17 protein-coding genes are annotated in these 18,074 nt (G+C 70.1%); 8 read left to right on the plus strand and 9 right to left on the minus strand.

The genetic code is table 11. From position 1 onward, the window contains the following. Positions 1 to 102: 102 nt before the first annotated feature. Genes H610_RS0115960 through H610_RS0115985 form a run of 6 tightly spaced genes read left to right on the plus strand, consistent with a single transcriptional unit; the run spans position 103 to position 6,854 of the window. The gene (locus tag H610_RS0115960) at positions 103 to 822 is read left to right on the plus strand and encodes an RDD family protein (protein ID WP_051231803.1); all 720 of its coding nucleotides are present in this window, start codon (positions 103 to 105) and stop codon (positions 820 to 822) included. Continuing rightward, on the plus strand, positions 819 to 1,799 hold the full coding sequence (locus H610_RS0115965; protein WP_028240609.1) for a stage II sporulation protein M: 981 nt from the start codon (positions 819 to 821) through the stop codon (positions 1,797 to 1,799). The genes H610_RS0115960 and H610_RS0115965 overlap by 4 nt, the downstream gene beginning before the upstream one ends. Further along, positions 1,786 to 3,321, plus strand: a complete 1,536-nt coding sequence (locus H610_RS0115970; protein ID WP_028240610.1) for a DUF4129 domain-containing protein — start codon at positions 1,786 to 1,788, stop codon at positions 3,319 to 3,321. The genes H610_RS0115965 and H610_RS0115970 overlap by 14 nt, the downstream gene beginning before the upstream one ends. Further along, the gene (locus H610_RS0115975) at positions 3,318 to 4,484 is read left to right on the plus strand and encodes a DUF4350 domain-containing protein (protein WP_028240611.1); all 1,167 of its coding nucleotides are present in this window, start codon (positions 3,318 to 3,320) and stop codon (positions 4,482 to 4,484) included. Before H610_RS0115970 ends, H610_RS0115975 begins: the two co-directional genes overlap by 4 nt. Then, entirely contained in the window at positions 4,481 to 5,491 is a 1,011-nt protein-coding gene (locus H610_RS0115980) for an AAA family ATPase (RefSeq protein ID WP_028240612.1), read from the plus strand. The genes H610_RS0115975 and H610_RS0115980 overlap by 4 nt, the downstream gene beginning before the upstream one ends. 31 nt (positions 5,492 to 5,522) lie before the next feature. Beyond that, positions 5,523 to 6,854 (plus strand): DUF58 domain-containing protein, encoded by a 1,332-nt coding sequence (locus tag H610_RS0115985; protein WP_028240613.1) that lies wholly within the window; start codon positions 5,523 to 5,525, stop codon positions 6,852 to 6,854. A 9-nt stretch (positions 6,855 to 6,863) separates the two neighbouring features. Here H610_RS0115985 and H610_RS24050 read toward each other — a convergent pair whose 3' ends face one another. The 3 genes from H610_RS24050 to H610_RS0116000 form a co-directional block, all read right to left on the minus strand. Next, positions 6,864 to 7,259, minus strand: coding sequence for a PilZ domain-containing protein (locus tag H610_RS24050; RefSeq protein WP_051231805.1), 396 nt, complete (start codon positions 7,257 to 7,259; stop codon positions 6,864 to 6,866). 57 nt (positions 7,260 to 7,316) lie between these two features. Beyond that, complete coding sequence (locus tag H610_RS0115995) at positions 7,317 to 7,730, minus strand: DUF4124 domain-containing protein (RefSeq protein ID WP_028240614.1); 414 nt, start codon at positions 7,728 to 7,730, stop codon at positions 7,317 to 7,319. A gap of 94 nt (positions 7,731 to 7,824) precedes the next feature. Beyond that, positions 7,825 to 8,202 carry a tetratricopeptide repeat protein gene (locus tag H610_RS0116000; protein ID WP_028240615.1) on the minus strand — a complete coding sequence of 126 codons (378 nt, stop codon included), beginning with the start codon at positions 8,200 to 8,202 and terminating at the stop codon, positions 7,825 to 7,827. 152 nt (positions 8,203 to 8,354) lie between these two features. Here H610_RS0116000 and pyk point away from each other — a divergent pair, with 152 nt between their 5' ends. Further along, positions 8,355 to 9,809, plus strand: a complete 1,455-nt coding sequence (gene pyk / locus H610_RS0116005) for a pyruvate kinase (protein ID WP_028240616.1) — start codon at positions 8,355 to 8,357, stop codon at positions 9,807 to 9,809. Between the two features lie 55 nt (positions 9,810 to 9,864). On the opposite strand, the gene H610_RS0116010 is transcribed toward pyk, so the two are convergent. Beyond that, positions 9,865 to 10,812: an iron-sulfur-binding ferredoxin reductase gene (locus H610_RS0116010; RefSeq protein ID WP_028240617.1), complete on the minus strand. Its 948-nt coding sequence runs from the start codon at positions 10,810 to 10,812 to the stop codon at positions 9,865 to 9,867. After that, complete coding sequence (locus H610_RS0116015; RefSeq protein ID WP_028240618.1) at positions 10,805 to 11,935, minus strand: GGDEF domain-containing protein; 1,131 nt, start codon at positions 11,933 to 11,935, stop codon at positions 10,805 to 10,807. Before H610_RS0116015 ends, H610_RS0116010 begins: the two co-directional genes overlap by 8 nt. 198 nt (positions 11,936 to 12,133) lie before the next feature. On the opposite strand from H610_RS0116015, the gene H610_RS0116020 reads away from it, so the two are divergent. Continuing rightward, on the plus strand, positions 12,134 to 13,657 hold the full coding sequence (locus H610_RS0116020; RefSeq protein ID WP_028240619.1) for a fumarate hydratase: 1,524 nt from the start codon (positions 12,134 to 12,136) through the stop codon (positions 13,655 to 13,657). A 517-nt stretch (positions 13,658 to 14,174) separates the two neighbouring features. Here the strand turns inward: H610_RS0116020 and H610_RS0116025 are convergent. The 4 genes from H610_RS0116025 to H610_RS0116040 form a co-directional block, all read right to left on the minus strand. Further along, positions 14,175 to 14,756 (minus strand): DJ-1/PfpI family protein, encoded by a 582-nt coding sequence (locus H610_RS0116025; RefSeq protein ID WP_028240620.1) that lies wholly within the window; start codon positions 14,754 to 14,756, stop codon positions 14,175 to 14,177. A 125-nt stretch (positions 14,757 to 14,881) separates the two neighbouring features. Further along, positions 14,882 to 16,048 carry a phospholipase D-like domain-containing protein gene (locus H610_RS0116030; RefSeq protein ID WP_028240621.1) on the minus strand — a complete coding sequence of 389 codons (1,167 nt, stop codon included), beginning with the start codon at positions 16,046 to 16,048 and terminating at the stop codon, positions 14,882 to 14,884. Positions 16,049 to 16,323: 275 nt separating this feature from the next. Further along, on the minus strand, positions 16,324 to 17,118 hold the full coding sequence (locus tag H610_RS0116035; RefSeq protein WP_028240622.1) for an oxygen-binding di-iron domain-containing protein: 795 nt from the start codon (positions 17,116 to 17,118) through the stop codon (positions 16,324 to 16,326). 52 nt (positions 17,119 to 17,170) lie between these two features. Further along, a complete protein-coding gene (locus tag H610_RS0116040; protein ID WP_028240623.1) occupies positions 17,171 to 18,064 on the minus strand; it encodes an acyl-CoA dehydrogenase middle domain-containing protein in 894 nt (297 codons plus the stop codon). Positions 18,065 to 18,074: the final 10 nt, after the last annotated feature.

The raw sequence follows: 18,074 nt of genomic DNA on the forward strand, positions 1-18,074 counted from the left end.
TCGATCGCACGCCGACTGTGCACCAGCGCACTGCCTGCGATGTCCGCCCGACGGCGAATTGATCGCCGCGTCGCCGGCGCTTAGCATCGCCCGATGCCCGTGATGCCAGGACGCACGCCTTTGCCCCGCTCTCCCCTCGCCCTGCTCGACAACTGCCACCGCGTCGAGACCCCGGAAGGCATCGACCTGGTGCTCAAGCCGGCGGGGCTGGTGCCGCGGGCGCTCGCCTTCGCCATCGACCTGGTCCTGCGCGCCGCCATCCTGCTGGTGCTGGGCTCCCTGCTGGCGATGCTCGGGCAGTTCGGCGCGGGCTTCGGGGCGATCCTGCTGTTCGTCGTGCAGTGGTGGTACATGGTGCTGTTCGAGGTGCTCAACCAGGGCCGTACACCCGGCAAGCAGTGGCTTGGCCTGCGCGTGGTTCACGACGACGGCACGCCGGTCGGCTGGGGCGCCTCGCTGGTGCGCAACCTGTTGCGTTTCGTCGATCTGCTGCCGTTCGGCTATCTGTTCGGCGCCCTCAGCTGCCTGGCCCATCCGTCGTTCAAGCGTCTCGGTGACATCGCCGCGGGCACCCTGGTGGTGCATCGCGAGCGGCCGGCGGCGCCTCCGGCGCTGCCGGAGGTCGCGCCCGAGGCCGCCCCGGTACGCCTGACGCTGGACGAACAGCGTGCGCTGATCGCCTTCAGCGAGCGCCATGCCGGCCTCTCCGCCGCGCGTCGCGAAGAGCTGGCCGGCATCCTCGCCGCCCCGCTGGGTACGCCGCCCGCCCTCGCCGAACGCCGCCTCCACGCCATCGCCCGCGGGCTGCTGGGGCAGGCATGAAGCAGCAGTCGTTCGAACGTCGCCATGCGCAGGAGTGGCAGGCCTTCACCGTCACCCTGGAGGCGCTGGAAGCCAACCGTGCCGAGCCCGAATCCAGCGCCGCCTTCCCGGCCGCCTATCGGCGCCTGTGCCAGCAGCTCGCCCTGGCACAGGCGCGTGGCTACAGCAGCCACCTGGTCGACCGCCTGCAGACGCTGGCCATGCGCGGCCACCAGCAGTTCTACCGTCACCGCGGCCATCCGGCGGCGGATTTCCTCGGCTTTCTCCTGGCCGGCCTGCCGCAGCTGGTGCGGCGCGAATGGCGCAGCGTGCTGCTGGCCTCGCTGCTCTTCTATGGCAGCCTGCTGGGCATGGGCGGCCTGGTACTGGCCTTCCCGGACCTGGTGCACAGCGTGCTGCCGGCCGAGCAGATCGGCGAGATGGAGCGACTCTACGATCCGGAGGCCCGCCGCCTCGGGCGCTTCGCCGAACGTGGTTCGCTGGACGACTGGGCGATGTTCGGCTTCTACGTGATGAACAACATCGGCATCGCTTTCCAGACCTTCGCCAGCGGCCTGCTACTGGGCGCCGGGACGATCTTCTACCTGCTGTTCAACGGCCTGACCATCGGCGCGGTGGCCGGCCATCTCACCGCGATCGGCTACCATGAGCCGTTCTGGTCGTTCGTCATCGGCCATGGAGCCTTCGAGCTGACCGCCATCACCCTGGCCGGCGCGGCCGGCCTGAAGCTCGGCGCCGGCCTGCTGCGCCCCGGCCAGCTGCCCCGCCTGGAATCGCTGCGCCTGGCGGCGGCCATCGCCGTCCGCCTGGTCGGCGGCGCCACCCTGCTGCTGCTCGTCGCCGCCTTCGTCGAGGCCTTCTGGTCGTCAATGACCTACACCTCGGCCAGCGTGAAATACGCCGTCGGCGGGCTGCTCTGGCTGCTGGTCGCGCTCTACTTCGGCCAGGCGGGCAGGAGGCGACATGCGCCTGAGTGACGCCAGCCTGGCGATCCGCCCGCGTCCGCCCTGGGAGGCCTGCGACCTCGGCGTGCTGCTGGCGCGCCGTCACGCCGGCGTGCTGATGGCCAGCTGGGCGGCCCTGACCCTGCCGCTGTACGGCCTGCTGACGCTCGTATTGTGGGACCAGCCGTCGCTGGCATTCCTGCTGTTCTGGTGGCTCAAGCCGCTGTACGAACGGCTGCCGCTCTTCATCCTCTCCCGCGCGCTGTTCGGCGAGGTGCCGGGCGTGCGCCAGAGCCTGCGCGCGCTGCCGGGCGAGCTGAAGGCGCAGCTGTTGCCGAGCCTGCTCTGGCGGCGCTTCAGCCCGGTACGCAGCTTCGCCCTGCCGGTGCAGCAGCTGGAGAAGCTGTCCGGCCAGGCCAGGCGCGAACGGCTGGCGCTGCTGCTGCAACGCGACGGCGCCCCGGCCAGCTGGCTGACGATCGTCGGCATGCACCTGGAGATGGCACTCTGGCTTGGCCTGCTGGGCCTGCTGTACCTGATGCTGCCGGCGCAGGTCGAACTCGCCTGGAGCTGGCAGGACCTGCTCGGCCTCACCAGCGACTGGCTGTGGATCGAGCACCTGTCCAACCTGCTCTACGTGCTGGTGCTGATCGTCTGGGAACCGGTCTACGTGGCCTGCGGGTTCAGCCTCTACCTCAACCGCCGCACGCAGCTGGAGGCCTGGGACATCGAGCTGAGCTTCCGCCGCCTGCGTGACCGCCTGGCCGCGGCGCTGCCGATCCTGCTGGCTTCGCTCTGCCTGCTGCTGCCCGGCCCGGGCGGCACGGGCCTGCTGCAGGCCGCCGAGAGCGAGCCGCCGTTCGCCACCGAGTCCGCGGCGGCGCCCGCGTTCAGCCGCGCGCAGGCACGCGAGCGGATCGGCGAACTGCTGCAACAGCCGCCCTTTCAGAACCGCGAGACCGTCACCCGCTGGCGCCTGGAGTCCGCTGCCGAGGACGAGCACGACGGCTCCGGCCTGCTGGAACGCCTGGGCAGGCTGCACCGGCTGTGGCAGTCGCTCGACGGCGTCGCGCTCGCGCTGGAGGTGCTGCTCTGGACCGGGCTGCTGCTGTCGGTCGGCTGGCTGCTGTGGCGCTACCGCGCCTGGCTACAGGCCTTCGGTCTACGCCGCCGGGCGCAGGCACCCGCCGCCGGGCGGCCGCCAGCCCAGCTGTTCGGCCTGGAGCTGGCGCCGGAGAGCCTGCCCGCCGACCCGGCGGCCGAGGCGGCGCGGCTGTGGGACAGCGACCCGCGCGCGGCCCTGGGCCTGCTCTACCGCGGCATGCTCAGCGAACTGCTGCGGCAGCGCCGGGTGGTGCTGCGCGCGTCGGATACCGAAGGCGAGGTGCTGCGCCGCCTGGAGCAATTGCGGGAGCCGGACCTGCAGGCCTTCGCCGGCCGGCTGACCACGCTCTGGCAAAACCTCGCCTACGGCCACCGGGCGCCGCCGACGGCCCTGCGCGAGCCGCTCTGCAGCGAATGGACACGGCTGTTCGGCCGGGGCGTGCAGGCATGAGGCGCGACCTCTGGCTCGGCCTCCTCGCCCTGGCCACCCTCGCCGGGCTGCTGCTGTTCCTGCTCGGCCGGCTGCAGCCTTACGAGCAGCAGGTCGATCACGGCCCGGCGCCGGAAGCGCGGCAGAACCCCTACCTCGCGGCGGAGCGCTTTCTCGCCGGCCTGCAGACGAGCGTCGAGCGCCACCCCGACCTGCTGCTGCCCGAGCAGGCCGACGGCCACACACTGCTGCTGCTCGGCGAACGCGACGGCCTCGGCCCGGCACGCACCGAGCAGGTCCTCGACTGGGTGCGACGCGGCGGCCGGCTGGTCTTCGTCGCCGAGCGGCTGTGGGACGAACGCCAGGGCCACAGCGGCGACCTGCTGCTCGATCGACTGGGCATCCAGCAGTTCGAGAGCAGCGACGAAGGCGATACGGCCGGCCCGCCCGAAGACGCCACCAACAAGCCCGAACGCTATCCGGAGCTGGCCCGCTTTTACCGGCAGGGCGAGCAGTTGCCGGCCTACCTCGCCTTCGATACCGGCTTCCACCTCTATGACGCGAACGGCCGCGCGCATGCCTGGGCCAACAGCGCCAACGCGACCCACCTGCTGCAGCTCAGGCACGGGCAAGGCGTGATCACCGTGCTGACCGATGCCTGGATCTGGCGGAACGACCAGATCGGCGATTACGACCACGCCTGGCTGCTCGGCTACCTCACCCGAGGCACGGCGGTCAGCCTGGTGCACCGAATCGACCGCGAAAGCCTGCTCTCGCTGCTGCTCGAGCACTTCCCGCAGGCGCTGGCCGCTGCCTCGCTGGCCCTGCTCCTGCTGCTCTGGCACCTGGCCCAGCGCCGGGGGCCGGTGCATCCGCCGGCGCCGGCGGCGCGCCGGCAGCTGTTCGAACACCTGCGCGGCAGCGCCGATTTCCTGTTCCGACGCGGCGCGCAGCAGCGCCTGATCGAAACCCTGCAACGGGACATCGCCCAGTGTGCGCGCCGGCACCACCCCGGCTTCGAGCGCCTGCCTGCCGATGCGCGGCTCGAGGCGCTGACCCGGCTCAGCCGCTTGCCGGCCACATCCGTCGGTCAGGCCATGCGCCCGCCCGGCGCCAAACCGCTCGGCATGGTGGAATTCACCCGCCAGGTCGCCCAACTGCAAACCCTCAGGAACGCCCTATGAGCGAAAGGAACCCACCCACAGGCACAACCGTGCCCTCCGAGCCGGGCGCCCAGCGGCCGCGCGCGATCCAGCTGGTCCAGGCACTGCGCCAGGAACTGCGCAAGGCGGTGATCGGCCAGGGCGCGGTGGTCGACGGCGTGCTGACGGCCCTGGTCGCCGGCGGCCATGTCCTGCTCGAAGGCGTGCCGGGGCTCGGCAAGACCCTGCTGGTGCGTGCCCTGGCGCGCTGCTTCGACGGCGAATTCGCGCGCATCCAGTTCACCCCCGACCTGATGCCGAGCGACCTCACCGGGCATGCCGTCTACGACGTCAAGAGCGAACGCTTCAAACTGCGCCGCGGCCCGGTGTTCACCCACCTGCTGCTGGCCGACGAGATCAACCGCGCACCGGCCAAGACCCAGGCGGCGCTGCTGGAGGTCATGCAGGAGCGCCAGGTCACCCTCGAGGGCCGCGCGCTGCCGGTACCGCAGCCTTTCATGGTGCTGGCCACGCAGAACCCCATCGAGCAGGAAGGCACCTACCCGCTGCCGGAAGCCGAGCTCGACCGCTTCATGCTGATGCTGCGCATGGACTACCCGGAGCAGGACGACGAACGAGAACTGGTGCGCCAGGTGACCCGCTCGGCCAGCGCCGACATGCTCGAAGTCACGCCCCTGCGCAACCTGCTGCAGCCGCAGGACGTGGCGATGCTGCAACAGGCCGCCAGCGACCTGCCGGTGGACGACCAGGTGCTCGACTACGCCGTGCGGCTGGTCCGCGCCACCCGGGACTGGCCGGGGCTGACCCTCGGCGCCGGGCCGCGCGCGTCCATCGCGCTGATCCGCTGCGCGCGGGCGCGGGCGCTGCTGCGCGGCGGCGACTTCGTGGTGCCGGACGACGTCAAGGGCGGCGCGCTGGCCGTGCTTCGGCACCGCGTGCGGCTGGCGCCGGAGCTGGAGATCGAGGGGCGGAGCGTCGACCAGACCCTGCTGCAACTGCTCGACCAGCTCCCGGCACCCCGCCTGTGAGCCGGCCGGACGCCGCGGCGGGCCGCCGGCCATGAGCCCGTCCCCCCGCCTGATCGGCCTGCTGCTGGGCGTCGCCGCCCTGGGCCTGCCGCTCGGCGTCTGCTCGGCGTTCGGCATCGCCCTGCCGGGCGTGCTCGGCAGCCTCGGCTGGGCCCTGCTGCTGGCGCTGCTGGCCGTGGCCCTGGCCGACGCCCTGCGCCTGCGCCGGCTGCCGAGCCCCCAGGTGATCCGCCACCTGCCCGGCCACCTGCCGCTGGGCCGCAACACCGAGGTCAGGCTGGAACTGCGCCACGCCTACGCACGGCCGGTCATCGTGCAGGTGCACGACCATGCGCCGCCGGGCATGGCGGTCGAACAGCTGCCCCAGGCGGTGACGCTGCGTCCCGGCGAGCGGGCGAGCCTCGGCTATCGCCTGCAGCCGCATTCGCGCGGGCATTTCCGCTTCGAACGCTGCGAACTGGTGCTGCCCAGCCCGCTCGGCCTGTGGCGCGGCCGCCGCCTGCTGGCGCTGCCCGGGCAGACGCGGGTCTATCCCGACTTCGCGCGCCTGTACGGCGCCGGGCTGCAGGGGCTCGACGCCTGGCTCGACCGCCTCGGTGTGCGCCAGCGGCAGCGACGCGGGCTCGGCCTGGAATTCCACCAGCTGCGGGAATTCCGCGAAGGCGACAGCCTGCGCCAGATCGACTGGAAGGCCACCGCCCGCGCGCGGCTGCCGATCGCCCGCGAGTACCAGGACGAGCGCGACCAGCAGGTGCTGTTCCTGCTCGACTGCGGGCGGCGCATGCGCAGCCAGGACGACGCACTCTCGCACTTCGACCACGCCCTCAACGCCTGCCTGCTGCTCGCCCACGCCGCGCTGCGCCAGGGCGACGCGGTGGGCCTGCTGACCTTCGCCACGCCCGCGCCGCGCTACCTGGCGCCCGGCAAGGGGCCGGGGCAGTTGCGCGCGCTGCTCAATGCCGTCTATGACCTGGACAGTTCCCGCCAGCCGGCGGATTTCACCGAAGCCGTCACGCAGCTGCTTGCGCGGCAGCGCCGCCGGGCGCTGGTGGTGGTGCTCAGCAACCTGCGCGACGAGGACGACGAGGAACTGGCGGGCGCCATGCAGCGTCTCGCCCGTCACCACCGCGTGCTGCTGGCGAGCCTGCGCGAGGAAGTGCTCGATCGCCTGCGCCAGCAGCCGGTCGAGCACTTCGAGGACGCCCTGGCCTACTGCGGCACGCTGGATTACCTGCAGGCCCGCACGGCGCTGTTCGAGCGCCTGGCCGGCAGCGGCATCCCGGTCCTGGACAGTCGCCCGCAGGCGCTTGGCCCCGAACTGGTCAGCCGCTATCTGGACATGAAGAAAGCCGGCGCGCTCTGAGCGAGCGGGCTAGCGCCCGACGTGGGAGGATTCCGAACGCCCGCCGGCGCCGTTGACGATCTTCGGCTGAAAGCTGAAGTAGTGCTGCAGCGCGGTGCACATGTCGGCGATGTCGGGCGGCGGCGAGACCATGGCGAAGCCCGAGTCGAAACTGCCGGGGGTCACGTCCTCGCGCGACCACATGCAGCGCGCCTGGAAGTCGATGCAATGCAGGCGGCCTTCCTGGCCGGGAATCTTCAGCCGCATGCTGAACACGGCATCGACCATCATCGGGTAAGGGCTGATGAGCATCAGACCGTTCTCCGACAGGTTGCCGATGAATCCCAGTGGCTTGTCGGTGATCCGGTTGAAGACCTTGAGGTAGTACGGCAACTGGTGCCGTTCGATGCGACGCTGTTCTGCCATGATCGTGCTGTCCCCTAGCCACTACCGAGTATGGCCGCCCGAGGAGGTTCCGGCCAGTCAGCCGCAGCTACCGTTCATCCGATCGGCGAGGCCCTGGCGCGCGGCGCGCAGCTGTTCCTCGGAATAGTAGTGGCGCTCGCCGGAAGCGTCGGTACGGAAATGCCGCCCGCCCTGCGAAAGCCACTCCAGGCGCTGGCGCAGCTGCGCGCATTCCTGCGCCCGTTGCTGCCGCTGTTCGGCGTCCGCCTGCGCCTGGGCCTGGCGTTCCTCGCGGCGCGCCTCGAACCACCTGGACGCCTGCGCCTGGCGGGCCGCGTCCTGCTCGACCACCTGCGGGCGCACCTCCACCCGCTCGGCGCCGGCCGCCGCCCGCTCGGAAAAATGCACCCGCCCCTGCTCGTCGGTCCAGCGATAGATCTCGGCCGTGGCCAGGGCGGGCCAGAGGCTCGCCAGCAATATCCATGTGCGCACCGTTGCTCCTTGACGGCCGGATTCCGCCGCTAGGGTCTGTTGCCGTTTCGTCGCGAGCCGCGTTGCCGCGCCAAATACGAAATGGCAACAGCCCCTAGGGTTTAGCCGGACGGGCAACCGCCGGCTCGTCGGCACGATAATGCCCCAGTTGCTCCAGCGTCTGCAGCCTGGCGCGGGCGCGATAGGCGTATTCGCTGGCCGGGTAGCGCGACTGGATGAACAGGTAGGTCTGGGCCGCGTCGACGTACAGGCCCTGGCGTTCCAGGCACTGGCCGCGCAGCAGCGAGATCTCGGGCTGCACCTGGCTGCGGGTGCGGCTGTGCCGCTCGGCCTGCGACAGTGCCAGCAGGGTCCGCTCGCAGTCGCCGGCGTCGTAGCGTTCGTAGGCCGCATCCAGGTGGCGGTCGAGCGCGGTGCGGCTGCTGCAGCCGGCCAGCGCCAGGGCGAGAAACAACAGAATCGATACACGCATGTGAAATCCTCCTGCCGCTGTATCGACCGCGCGGCCGGCTTCTACAGCCCCGCGCGCAAATGTTCGCCGGGCGCGAAGAGTAGTCGTGGCGGAGCATGACTACACCCTCGGCCCGTAGTAGCCTCGCGGCAGTCAGATCAAGGAGTCACTGCATGACCTCGCGTCGTACCAAGATCGTAGCCACCCTCGGCCCGGCCAGCAGCTCGCCGGACGTGCTCGAAAAGATGATTCTCGCCGGGCTGGACGTCGCCCGCCTGAACTTCTCCCACGGCTCGCCGGACGAGCACCGCGCCCGCGCCCAGCTGGTGCGCGACCTCGCCGCCAGGCACGGCCGCTTCGTCGCCCTGCTCGGCGACCTGCAGGGGCCGAAGATCCGTATCGCCAAGTTCACCGACAAGCGCATCGAGCTGAAGGAAGGCGACAGCTTCCGCTTCTCGGTCACCCACCCGCGCGACGCCGGCACCCAGGAAGTGGTCGGCATCGACTATCCGGACCTGGTCAAGGACTGCAGCGTCGGCGACGAACTGCTGCTCGACGACGGCCGCGTGGTCATGCGCGTCGACGCCACCACCGCCGACGAGCTTCACTGCACGGTGCTGATCGGCGGCCCGCTGTCCGACCACAAAGGCATCAACCGCCGTGGCGGCGGCCTCACCGCGCCGGCGCTGACGCCCAAGGACAAGGCCGACATCAAGCTGGCCGCCGACCTCGAGCTCGACTACCTGGCCGTCTCCTTCCCGCGCGACGCCGCCGACATGGACCTGGCCCGCCGCCTGCGCGACGAGGCCGGCTCCAAGGCCTGGCTGATCGCCAAGATCGAGCGTGCCGAGGCGGTGGCCGACGACGAGGCGCTGGACGGCCTGATCCGCGCCAGCGACGGCGTGATGGTCGCCCGCGGCGACCTCGGCGTGGAAATCGGCGACGCCGAGCTGGTCGGCATCCAGAAGAAGATCATCCTGCACTCGCGACGCGCCAACAAGGTGGTGATCACCGCGACCCAGATGATGGAGTCGATGATCCACAGCCCGATGCCGACTCGCGCCGAGGTGTCCGATGTAGCCAACGCGGTGCTCGACTACACCGACGCGGTGATGCTCTCCGCGGAAAGCGCCGCCGGCGAATACCCAGTCGAGGCGATCAAGGCCATGGCGCGCGTGTGCGTCGGCGCCGAGAAGCACCCGACCAGCATCAAGTCCGGCCACCGCCTGGGGCAGAGCTTCAGTCGCTGCGACGAAAGCACCGCGCTGGCGGCGATGTACACCGCCAACCACTTCCCCGGCGTGAAGGCGATCATCAGCCTGACCGAGAGCGGCTACACCACCCTGATCATGTCGCGCATCCGCTCCTCGGTGCCGATCTACGCCTTCACCCCGCATACCGAGACGCAGGCGCGCGTGTCGCTGTTCCGCGGCGTGCAGACCGTGCCCTTCGACCCGGCCGCCCTGCCGGCGGACAAGGTCAGCCAGGCCGCGGTGGACGAACTGCTCAAGCGCAACGTGGTGCAACCGGGCGACTGGGTGGTGCTGACCAAGGGCGACAGCTATCACGACGCCAGCGGCGGCACCAACACCATGAAGATCCTGCGCGTCGGCGACCCGCTGGTCTGATGCGTTCCGGCCGGGATGCCCCCGCATCCCGGCTTCCCTGCGGCGGCGATCGCCGCTAGCGCTGCCCCGCCTCGGCGTGTGTGAGAAACGCATCCGCCAGGATCTGCCCGCGCGGCACCCCCTGCATGTACAGACGACGACTGCAGGCCTCGACGAAGGCCGGCGGCCCGCACACCAGTGCGCGCAGCTGGCGTGCCTGCAGCCGCGGCACGGCCAGGGCCGCATCCAGTTGCTCGCGCCGCAGCAGCTCGACCTGCAGGTTGTCATGAGCGGCGGCCAGCGCCTGCAGCGGCTCGCTCAGGTAATGTGCCTCGCGGCTGGCGTGCAGCACACGCAGCGGCCCCTGGTGCCCGGCGGCCAGCGCCTGGCGCAGCAGGGCCCAGAGCGGCGCCAGGCCGGTGCCGCCGGCCAGCAGCCAGAGCGGTTGTGCCGCCCATTCCGGCTCGTAGCGCAGCGCGCCGCTGGCCAGCGCGCCGAGGCGCAGTTCATCACCCACCTGCAAGGCCTGCGCGGCCTGGCTGAAAGCGCCAGGCGCCGAGCAGTCGATGTGAAATTCCAGCCATGGCTCCTCTCCGGGCAGGCTGGCCAGCGAATAGGGCCGCGCGACGCCTGCCGCGGTCCAGAGCAGCAGGTGCTGCCCGGGCCGGTAGCGCAGCGGGCGCTCGGGCTCGAGCCACAGGCGCAGCACCCTGCCCGCCGGCCAGTCGAGCCGCGCGACCCGCGCGGGCGCACCGTCACGGAGCGGATCGAAGGTCTCCACGGCGAGGTCGTCGACCACCCGGCACTGGCAGGCCAGCCGCCAGCCGGCCGCGCGTCGCTCCGGGGTCAGCGCCTCGGGCTGCGCGTCCAGCGGCTCGCCCGCCGTGCAGCGCACCAGGCAGGCCTGGCAGTGGCCGGCGCGGCAGCTGTAGGGCACGCCCAGGCCGGCGCCATTGAGGGCGTCGAGCAGGTTGCTGCCGGCCTCGACCGGCCAGGCACGGGTGCCGCAACGCAGTTCAGGCACGAGGCGCGAGCCAGTCCGCCTCGCAGCGATTGCGGCCGAGACGCTTGGCGCGATACAGCGCCTGGTCGGCGCGCTGCAGGGCGAGGTCGAGGTCGTCTTCGGGCAGCAGCAGGGTCATGCCGATCGACAGGCTGAGTTGTCCGCGACTGATTCCGGCATCCGCCGGCTCGGCGGTGGCGAAGGCCTCGCGCAGGCGCTCGCAGCAGGTCGCCAGCTGCTCGGGGTCGGTGTCCGGCAGCAGCAGCACGAACTCCTCGCCACCGTAGCGCGCCAGCAGGTCGGTTTCCCGCAGGCAGGTGCCAGCCATCCCGGCGAACGCCTGCAGCACCTTGTCGCCGGCGGCGTGGCCGTGCAGGTCGTTGATGCGCTTGAAGTTGTCCAGGTCGATCAGGGCCAGGCCGCTCTGCTGGCCGCGACGCAGGCGCTTGAGCTCGGCATGCGCCTGGGCGATGAAGTGGCGGCGGTTGTGCAGGCCGGTCAGGCCGTCGGTCGAGGCCAGGTTCTGCAGCTGGTTCATCATCCCGCGCAGGGTCTCCTGGTGCGCCTGCAGCGCCATGCGTCGCTGCCGCATGCGCTGGCGCAAACGATAGACGTAGCCGACGAACAGGCACATCCATACCAGCGTCACCAGCAGGATGCAGGCCTGCAGGAAGGCGATCTCCGGCTTGAGCAGATGGCCCCGCTGGAAATCCCACAGGTTCAGGCCGACGAAACTGAGGAAGGCCAGCGTGGCGTAGCGGGCGAAGACCGCCGGGCGCAGGAACACGGCGAACAGCAGCACGAGGATGTACAGGACCATGAAGGACCCGCGCACGCTACCGAGGCTGGACAGGAAGAAGGTGAGCCAAAGCAGCCCCACCAGCACCTGCGCCTCGGTCAGGCTGGGGTCTTCGAAGCGTTGGTTGAGGCCGGTGGCGAACACGTAGAGGAACCCCAACTGGCTGGCCACGATCAGCACCACGCCGGTCCATGCAATGGATACGGGCGCCTGGTAGAAGCCGCCGAGCACCGTGATCCAGGTGAGCAGGAGGGCCAGCGCGTAGCTGCCTGCCGCCATGCCGAAGCGTTTCATCACCAACTGCTGGAGCGCTGCCCGATGTCCTGAAGCACGCGTCGGGGTCATGAGGTCCGTCTCTATATGGCCATGAGCCATCACTGTATCGTCACTGTACATGGAAACCTAGCCTGCGATTCTGACTTCCGTGCCGCTGGGTGTGCCGTTCGACGCCCCGCGCTATACTGCCGCGCCCTTTCCTGGAGAGCGCGCCAGCGACCAGGCTCGACGCGCCTCCCGATTCCGCCCCGACAGAGGACGCGCTGCATGACCGAGATCAAGCAAGACGACCTGATTCAAAGCGTCGCCGATGCCCTTCAATTCATTTCCTACTACCACCCGGTCGACTTCATCCAGGCCATGCACGAGGCCTACCTGCGTGAGGAGTCGCCGGCCGCGCGCGACGCCATGGCGCAGATCCTGATCAACTCGCGCATGTGCGCCACCGGGCATCGCCCGATCTGCCAGGACACCGGCATCGTCACCGTCTTCATCAAGGTCGGGATGGACGTGCGCTGGGACGGCGCCACCATGAGCGTCGACGACATGATCAACGAGGGCGTGCGCCGGGCCTACAACCTGCCGGAGAACGTGCTTCGCGCTTCGATCCTCGCCGACCCGGCAGGTTCCCGGAAGAACACGAAAGACAACACCCCGGCGGTCATCCACTACTCGATCGTCCCCGGCGACAAGGTCGAAGTGGACGTCGCGGCCAAGGGCGGCGGCTCCGAGAACAAGTCGAAGATGGCCATGCTCAACCCGTCCGACTCCATCGTCGACTGGGTGCTCAAGACCGTGCCGACCATGGGCGCCGGCTGGTGCCCGCCGGGCATGCTCGGCATCGGCATCGGCGGCACCGCGGAGAAGGCCGCGGTGCTGGCCAAGGAGTCGCTGATGGACGAGATCGACATCCACGAGCTGAAGGCCCGCGGCCCGCAGAACCGCCTGGAAGAGCTGCGCCTGGAGATCTTCGAGAAGGTCAACCAGCTCGGCATCGGCGCCCAGGGCCTCGGCGGCCTGACCACCGTGCTGGACGTCAAGATCAAGGACTACCCGACCCACGCCGCCTCCCTGCCGGTGTGCATGATCCCCAACTGCGCCGCCACCCGCCACGCGCACTTCGTGCTCGACGGCTCCGGCCCCGCCGCGCTGGAAGCGCCGCCGCTGGACGCCTACCCGGAAATCGTCTGGGAAGCCGGCCCGAGCGCGCGCCGCGTGGACCTCGACACCGTCACGCCGGAAGAAGTGCAGAGCTGGAAGCCGGGCGAGACCCTGCTGCTCAACGGCAAGATGCTCACCGGCCGCGACGCCGCGCACAAGCGCATGGTGGACATGCTGAACAAGGGCGAGCCGCTGCCGGTGGACCTCAAGGGCCGTTTCATCTACTACGTCGGCCCGGTCGACCCGGTCGGCGACGAAGTGGTCGGCCCGGCCGGCCCGACTACCGCCACCCGGATGGACAAGTTCACCCGGCAGATCCTTGAGCAGACCGGCCTGTTGGGCATGATCGGCAAGTCCGAGCGCGGCCCGATCGCCATCGAGGCGATCAGGGACAACAAGGCGGTGTACCTGATGGCCGTCGGCGGCGCCGCCTACCTGGTCGCCCAGGCGATCAAGGGCTCGAAGACGCTGGCCTTCCCGGAACTGGGCATGGAGGCGATCTACGAGTTCGAGGTCAAGGACATGCCGGTCACCGTCGCCGTGGACACCAACGGCGAGTCGGTGCACATCACCGGCCCGGCCGTGTGGAGCAAGAAGATCGCCGAAAGCCTGGCGGTCGAAGTGCAGTAAGCAGTCTTGCTGCCATGCGAAAAACCCGGCCTTGGCCGTAATGCCCTTCACTTAGGCAAGCTCGCCCCGAGGTCGGGCCTCCCACAAAAGCGGAGTTGTCCGCCGAGCCCCGTGGGAGGCCGCGTCCGTTCCCGACGGGCTTGCGGCATCCACCACATCCCTGTGGGAGGCGCGCCCTCGCGGCGATGCAGGCCGTAGGCCTGTCCGAGGCCAAGGGTCCATTACTTAAGTGAACAGCATTTCGGCCTTGGCCGGGTTTTTCGTTTTATAGGTTCAAGCCACCGTTGGCCGGGGATCAAACTCCACGGTGCGCACGGCTCACCTATGCCGCTATGGGACTGCGGTTCGACCGTAGCCGCTCATGGTGAAAAAGCGCTTCGCGGTTTTCCACCCTACGATCGTGCACGAACCCCACAGGCAACCAGGATCAGTCCCCCGTCAGGAGGCCGAGCGCAGGCGTTGCGCAGGGGCCGCGAGGCATGGACGCCGAGCGAGGAACGATGGACGGGGCCGCCGCTCACGGCTCGATACGCGTCCCCAACCGCACGAGAAACTGCGCCAGCCAGGCCGGATGCGCCGGCCACGCCGGCGCCGTGACCAGGTTGCCGTCGGTGTGCGCCTGGTCCACCTCGAGCTGGACGAACTCCCCTCCGGCCAGCTCCACCTCCGGCGCGCAGGCCGGGTAGGCGCTGCACGCCCGCCCCTTGAGCACGCCGGCGGCCGCGAGCAGCTGGGCACCGTGGCAGACCGCCGCGATCGGCTTGTCGGCCTCGGCGAAGGCGCTGACCAGGCCCAGCACACGGGTGTTCAGGCGCAGGTACTCCGGCGCGCGGCCGCCGGGGATCACCAGGGCGTCGTAGTCCTCGGCACGCACCTTATCGAAATCGAAGTTGAGCGCGAACCGGTGGCCCGGCTTCTCGCTGTAGGTCTGGTCGCCCTCGAAGTCGTGGATCGCCGTGCGGACGTGATCGCCCGCCTTCTTGTCCGGGCAGACCGCGTGCACGGTATGCCCGACCATCAGCAGTGCCTGGAAAGGCACCATGGTTTCGTAGTCCTCGGCGTAGTCGCCGACCAGCATCAGGATCTTCTTGGCGGCCATCGGTTCGTCCTCCACAGGGTCCATGAATGTGCGCGTCCGGACCGATAACCATAGTCGCGGCCCGGCGCTTTTCCATTAGGGTCCGTTGCCGTTTCGGCGCGGCCGCGAACGAAATGGCAACAGACCTAGCCATTGCGGTTGAAGAAGCCCATCACCAGCCGATCGAGCCGGCCCCAGAAGAACTGCTTGACCCGCTCGGCCAGCGGGCGCGACTTCCAGCTCCGCAGGTCGACCCGCTCGCTCAGCGCCATGTCGCGCTCGAAGCAGTCCACCACCTGGCTGCAGAATTCCGGGTCGAGCGCTTCCAGGTTCGCCTCCAGGTTCCAGCGCAGGTTCCAGTGGTCGAAGTTGCAGGAGCCGATGCTCACCCAGTCGTCGACCAGCACCATCTTCAGGTGCGAGAAATGCGGCTGGTACTCGTAGATGCGGATCGGCGAACGCAGCAGCCGCGGGTAGAAGCGCTGGCCGGCATAGCGCACCGGCGGATGGTCGGTGTTGCGCCCGGTGAGCACCAGGCGCACGTCGACGCCACGGCGGGCCGCGCGGATGAGCATCCGCCGCAGCTTGCGGCTCGGCAGGAAGTAGGGCGTGGTCAGCCAGACGCGCCGGCGCGCCTGGGCCACGCTGAGAACCAGGCTGCGCAGCACGTCGCCGTGTTGCCGGGCGGCGGCATAGGCGACGCGCCCCATGCCGCGCTCGCCCCAGGGCGTCGGCGGGATGTTCGGCGCCCGCTGCGGCAGCGGCAGCTGCCAGATGCGCCGCTGCAGGCAGTTCATCCACTGCGCCTCGAACAGCTCCTGCCAGTCCTGCAGCACCGGCCCCTGGATCTCCACCATGGCCTCGTGCCAGAAGGCCCCGTCCTTCTCCTGCGGGTTCCAGAACTGGTCGGTGACGCCGGTGCCGCCGACGAAGCAGACGCGCCCGTCCACCAGCAGGATCTTGCGATGGTCACGGTGCAGGTTGCGAAAGCGCAGCCGCCAGGACAGCGGGTTGTAGATGCGCAGTTCGACGCCGGCCTCCTTGAGCAGGTCGCGTTTCCCGTCGCTCAGGTTCAGGCAGCCGAAGCCGTCCAGCAGGCAGCGCACCTGGACGCCGCGGCGCGCCGCGTCCGACAGCACCTCGACCATGTGGTCGGCGCAGTAGCCGTCCTCGACCAGGTAGAGTTCGATGTCGACCCGCTGCCGCGCGGCGCGCACGGCGTCGGTCATCACCGGGAAATACTGTGGGCCGTCCACCAGCAGGCGGAACCGGTTGCCGCTGCGCCAGGGATACACCGGCCCGGCGAGCTTCACGACGGCGCTCCGGAGAATGCCCCGGGGCTCGGCAAGCACACGGGCGCCTGCCCGTATCCACTCATCGGGCAGGCTGGAACGGCTGGCGTTCGGTACTCCCGTCCATCCATGAAATCCCTGTTACCCCCAGTTGATGGCCGCTGCCCAGCATACAGCAGGGCCGAACCCGGTACGTCCGACGCAACGCGCGGCGGCGAGCGACGAATCGCTGCGTATAGGCCCGGCGGCGCCCGGCAGAGTTCCCGTCGCCAACGGCCGATAACACTCGCCGGCCGCTAGCGCGTGGTGCGCGGCAGCTGGTAGTCCTCGGGGCCGAGCAGATCGAGCCCGCATTCCAGCGTCTCGATCCAGTCGAGGAAGGTCGTCACCATCTCGGGGCCGATGAAGGGACGGCCGTGCTGCGGCACGATGCGCTCGACGTCCATCTTGCGGACCATCTGCGCCCACAGCCGGCAGGCCTTGTTGCCGGCCATGTAGCGGCGGTGGAAACCCTCCATGTGCGGCAGGTGGCTGGCGAAGTCGGTCACCGGCGAGGCGTCCTCGACCAGGCTGGCGCCCATGTCGCCGGAGAACAGGATGCGGCTGACCGGATCGTAGAGCTGGAAGTTGCCCACCGAGTGCAGGAAGTGCGCCGGCACCGCGTACAGCCGGTTGCGCCCGAGCGGGAAGGCAGCGCCGCCGTCGGCGAGCGGGATCACCCGGTCATAGGTGGAAATGCCGTGGCTCAGCGCCAGGTAGCCGGCGGTCAGGTGCGGCAGGAAGCGCGCCCAGAGCTTGGAGCAGATCACCTTGGCACGGGTGTGCAGCAGCCATTTGTCCAACGAGGCGATGATGTCCGGATCCTGGTGGGAGGCGAAGATGTAGGTCAGCTCCTGCACCGGGATGTGCTTGGACAGCTCCAGCGACAGCGGCGTGTAGGTCAGGTCGCCGCCCGGGTCGAGCAGCAGGTACTGGCCGTTGTCGACGATCAGGAACTGGTTGGACTGAACCCCGTCGCCAGTGACCAGATCGTCGAACATCAGGCATTTGTGGTCCCCGTTATCGAACAGAACGATGGGCTCTCGTCGCATGGCTACCTCGGCTGGCTGAAGCGCCGAATGGTAGCCGTGCCCACCGCGGCGCCTACTGATGCAGGTCAATCCCCAGCTCGGCGAGCGCCTTGTCCAGCCGCCGGGTGCGGGCCTCGCCGGCCATCAGCAGCAGGCCGCGGTCGCGCAGCCACAGTTGCCCCAGTTCCGGCGAACCGGCCGCCAGCGCCGTCGCCACCTCCGGCTCCAGCGCCCGCCGCTGCGCTTCCAGGCCGGCGAGCAGCAGGTGCGTGGCGGCCGCGCCCGCCGGTTGCCGCGCCGCCTCCGCCACCCCGGACAGCAGGCCGACCAGGCGCAGGGGCAACTCGCCGGGCCAGTGCTGCTCCAGCGCCAGGCCGTAGAGCCAGGCCACCAGCGCCGCGAGGACGTACAGGTCCTCGTGGGTGCGGAAGGGTTTGACGTAGTCGTCCCAGCCGTCGCCGGCCAGGCGCTCGCAGGGCGCGTGCTCGAGGCGCAGCCGCGCGTGCGGGATGTCCGGGATCAGCGACAGTGGCGGGCCCGGCAGCAACCGAACGCCCGGATCGCCGACGCGCACCACGGCGACGGCGAGATGCGCGGCCGCACCGGGCGCCTCGTCGCGAGCCGGCACCAGCAGCCACTGCGCCGCGGGGCCGGCAGTGACGAAATCCTTCTCGCCGTCGAGGTGGCGGCCGTCGAGCCGTGTCCGCAGCTGCGCCGGGCGCAACTGCCGCCCCTCGGTGGCGCAGAAGGCGCCGAGGCCGGCCGGCGCCGCCGGCCAGAGCGCACGCAGGGCGGCCTGGTAGCCGGCGAGAAACGCCAGCCCCGGCGTGCTCGCGCGGCGGCCGCCGCCTATCGCCAGTTCCAGCGGCGAGGCTGCCGGACATTCGTCGAGCAGGGCGTCGAACCAGTCGTCGAGGGCGGCGGCCGGTCGCCGTTGGACGGGGCCGAGCAGGGTGTGCCAGGGCATGGGGCAATCT

The organism is Stutzerimonas azotifigens DSM 17556 (assembly GCF_000425625.1).
GTDB classification, from domain to species: Bacteria; Pseudomonadota; Gammaproteobacteria; order Pseudomonadales; family Pseudomonadaceae; genus Stutzerimonas; species Stutzerimonas azotifigens.

Bases quoted from the DNA above. Each gene is read 5' to 3' on its own strand.
- H610_RS0115960 (WP_051231803.1), top strand. From the start codon at position 103: ATGCCAGGACGCACGCCTTTGCCCCGCTCTCCCCTCGCCCTGCTCGAC.
- H610_RS0115965 (WP_028240609.1), top strand. From the start codon at position 819: ATGAAGCAGCAGTCGTTCGAACGTCGCCATGCGCAGGAGTGGCAGGCC.
- H610_RS0115970 (WP_028240610.1), top strand. From the start codon at position 1,786: ATGCGCCTGAGTGACGCCAGCCTGGCGATCCGCCCGCGTCCGCCCTGG.
- H610_RS0115975 (WP_028240611.1), top strand. From the start codon at position 3,318: ATGAGGCGCGACCTCTGGCTCGGCCTCCTCGCCCTGGCCACCCTCGCC.
- H610_RS0115980 (WP_028240612.1), top strand. From the start codon at position 4,481: ATGAGCGAAAGGAACCCACCCACAGGCACAACCGTGCCCTCCGAGCCG.
- H610_RS0115985 (WP_028240613.1), top strand. From the start codon at position 5,523: ATGAGCCCGTCCCCCCGCCTGATCGGCCTGCTGCTGGGCGTCGCCGCC.
- H610_RS24050 (WP_051231805.1), bottom strand. From the start codon at position 7,259: ATGGCAGAACAGCGTCGCATCGAACGGCACCAGTTGCCGTACTACCTC.
- H610_RS0116000 (WP_028240615.1), bottom strand. From the start codon at position 8,202: ATGCGTGTATCGATTCTGTTGTTTCTCGCCCTGGCGCTGGCCGGCTGC.
- pyk (WP_028240616.1), top strand. From the start codon at position 8,355: ATGACCTCGCGTCGTACCAAGATCGTAGCCACCCTCGGCCCGGCCAGC.
- H610_RS0116015 (WP_028240618.1), bottom strand. From the start codon at position 11,935: ATGACCCCGACGCGTGCTTCAGGACATCGGGCAGCGCTCCAGCAGTTG.
- H610_RS0116020 (WP_028240619.1), top strand. From the start codon at position 12,134: ATGACCGAGATCAAGCAAGACGACCTGATTCAAAGCGTCGCCGATGCC.
- H610_RS0116025 (WP_028240620.1), bottom strand. From the start codon at position 14,756: ATGGCCGCCAAGAAGATCCTGATGCTGGTCGGCGACTACGCCGAGGAC.
- H610_RS0116035 (WP_028240622.1), bottom strand. From the start codon at position 17,118: ATGCGACGAGAGCCCATCGTTCTGTTCGATAACGGGGACCACAAATGC.
- H610_RS0116040 (WP_028240623.1), bottom strand. From the start codon at position 18,064: ATGCCCTGGCACACCCTGCTCGGCCCCGTCCAACGGCGACCGGCCGCC.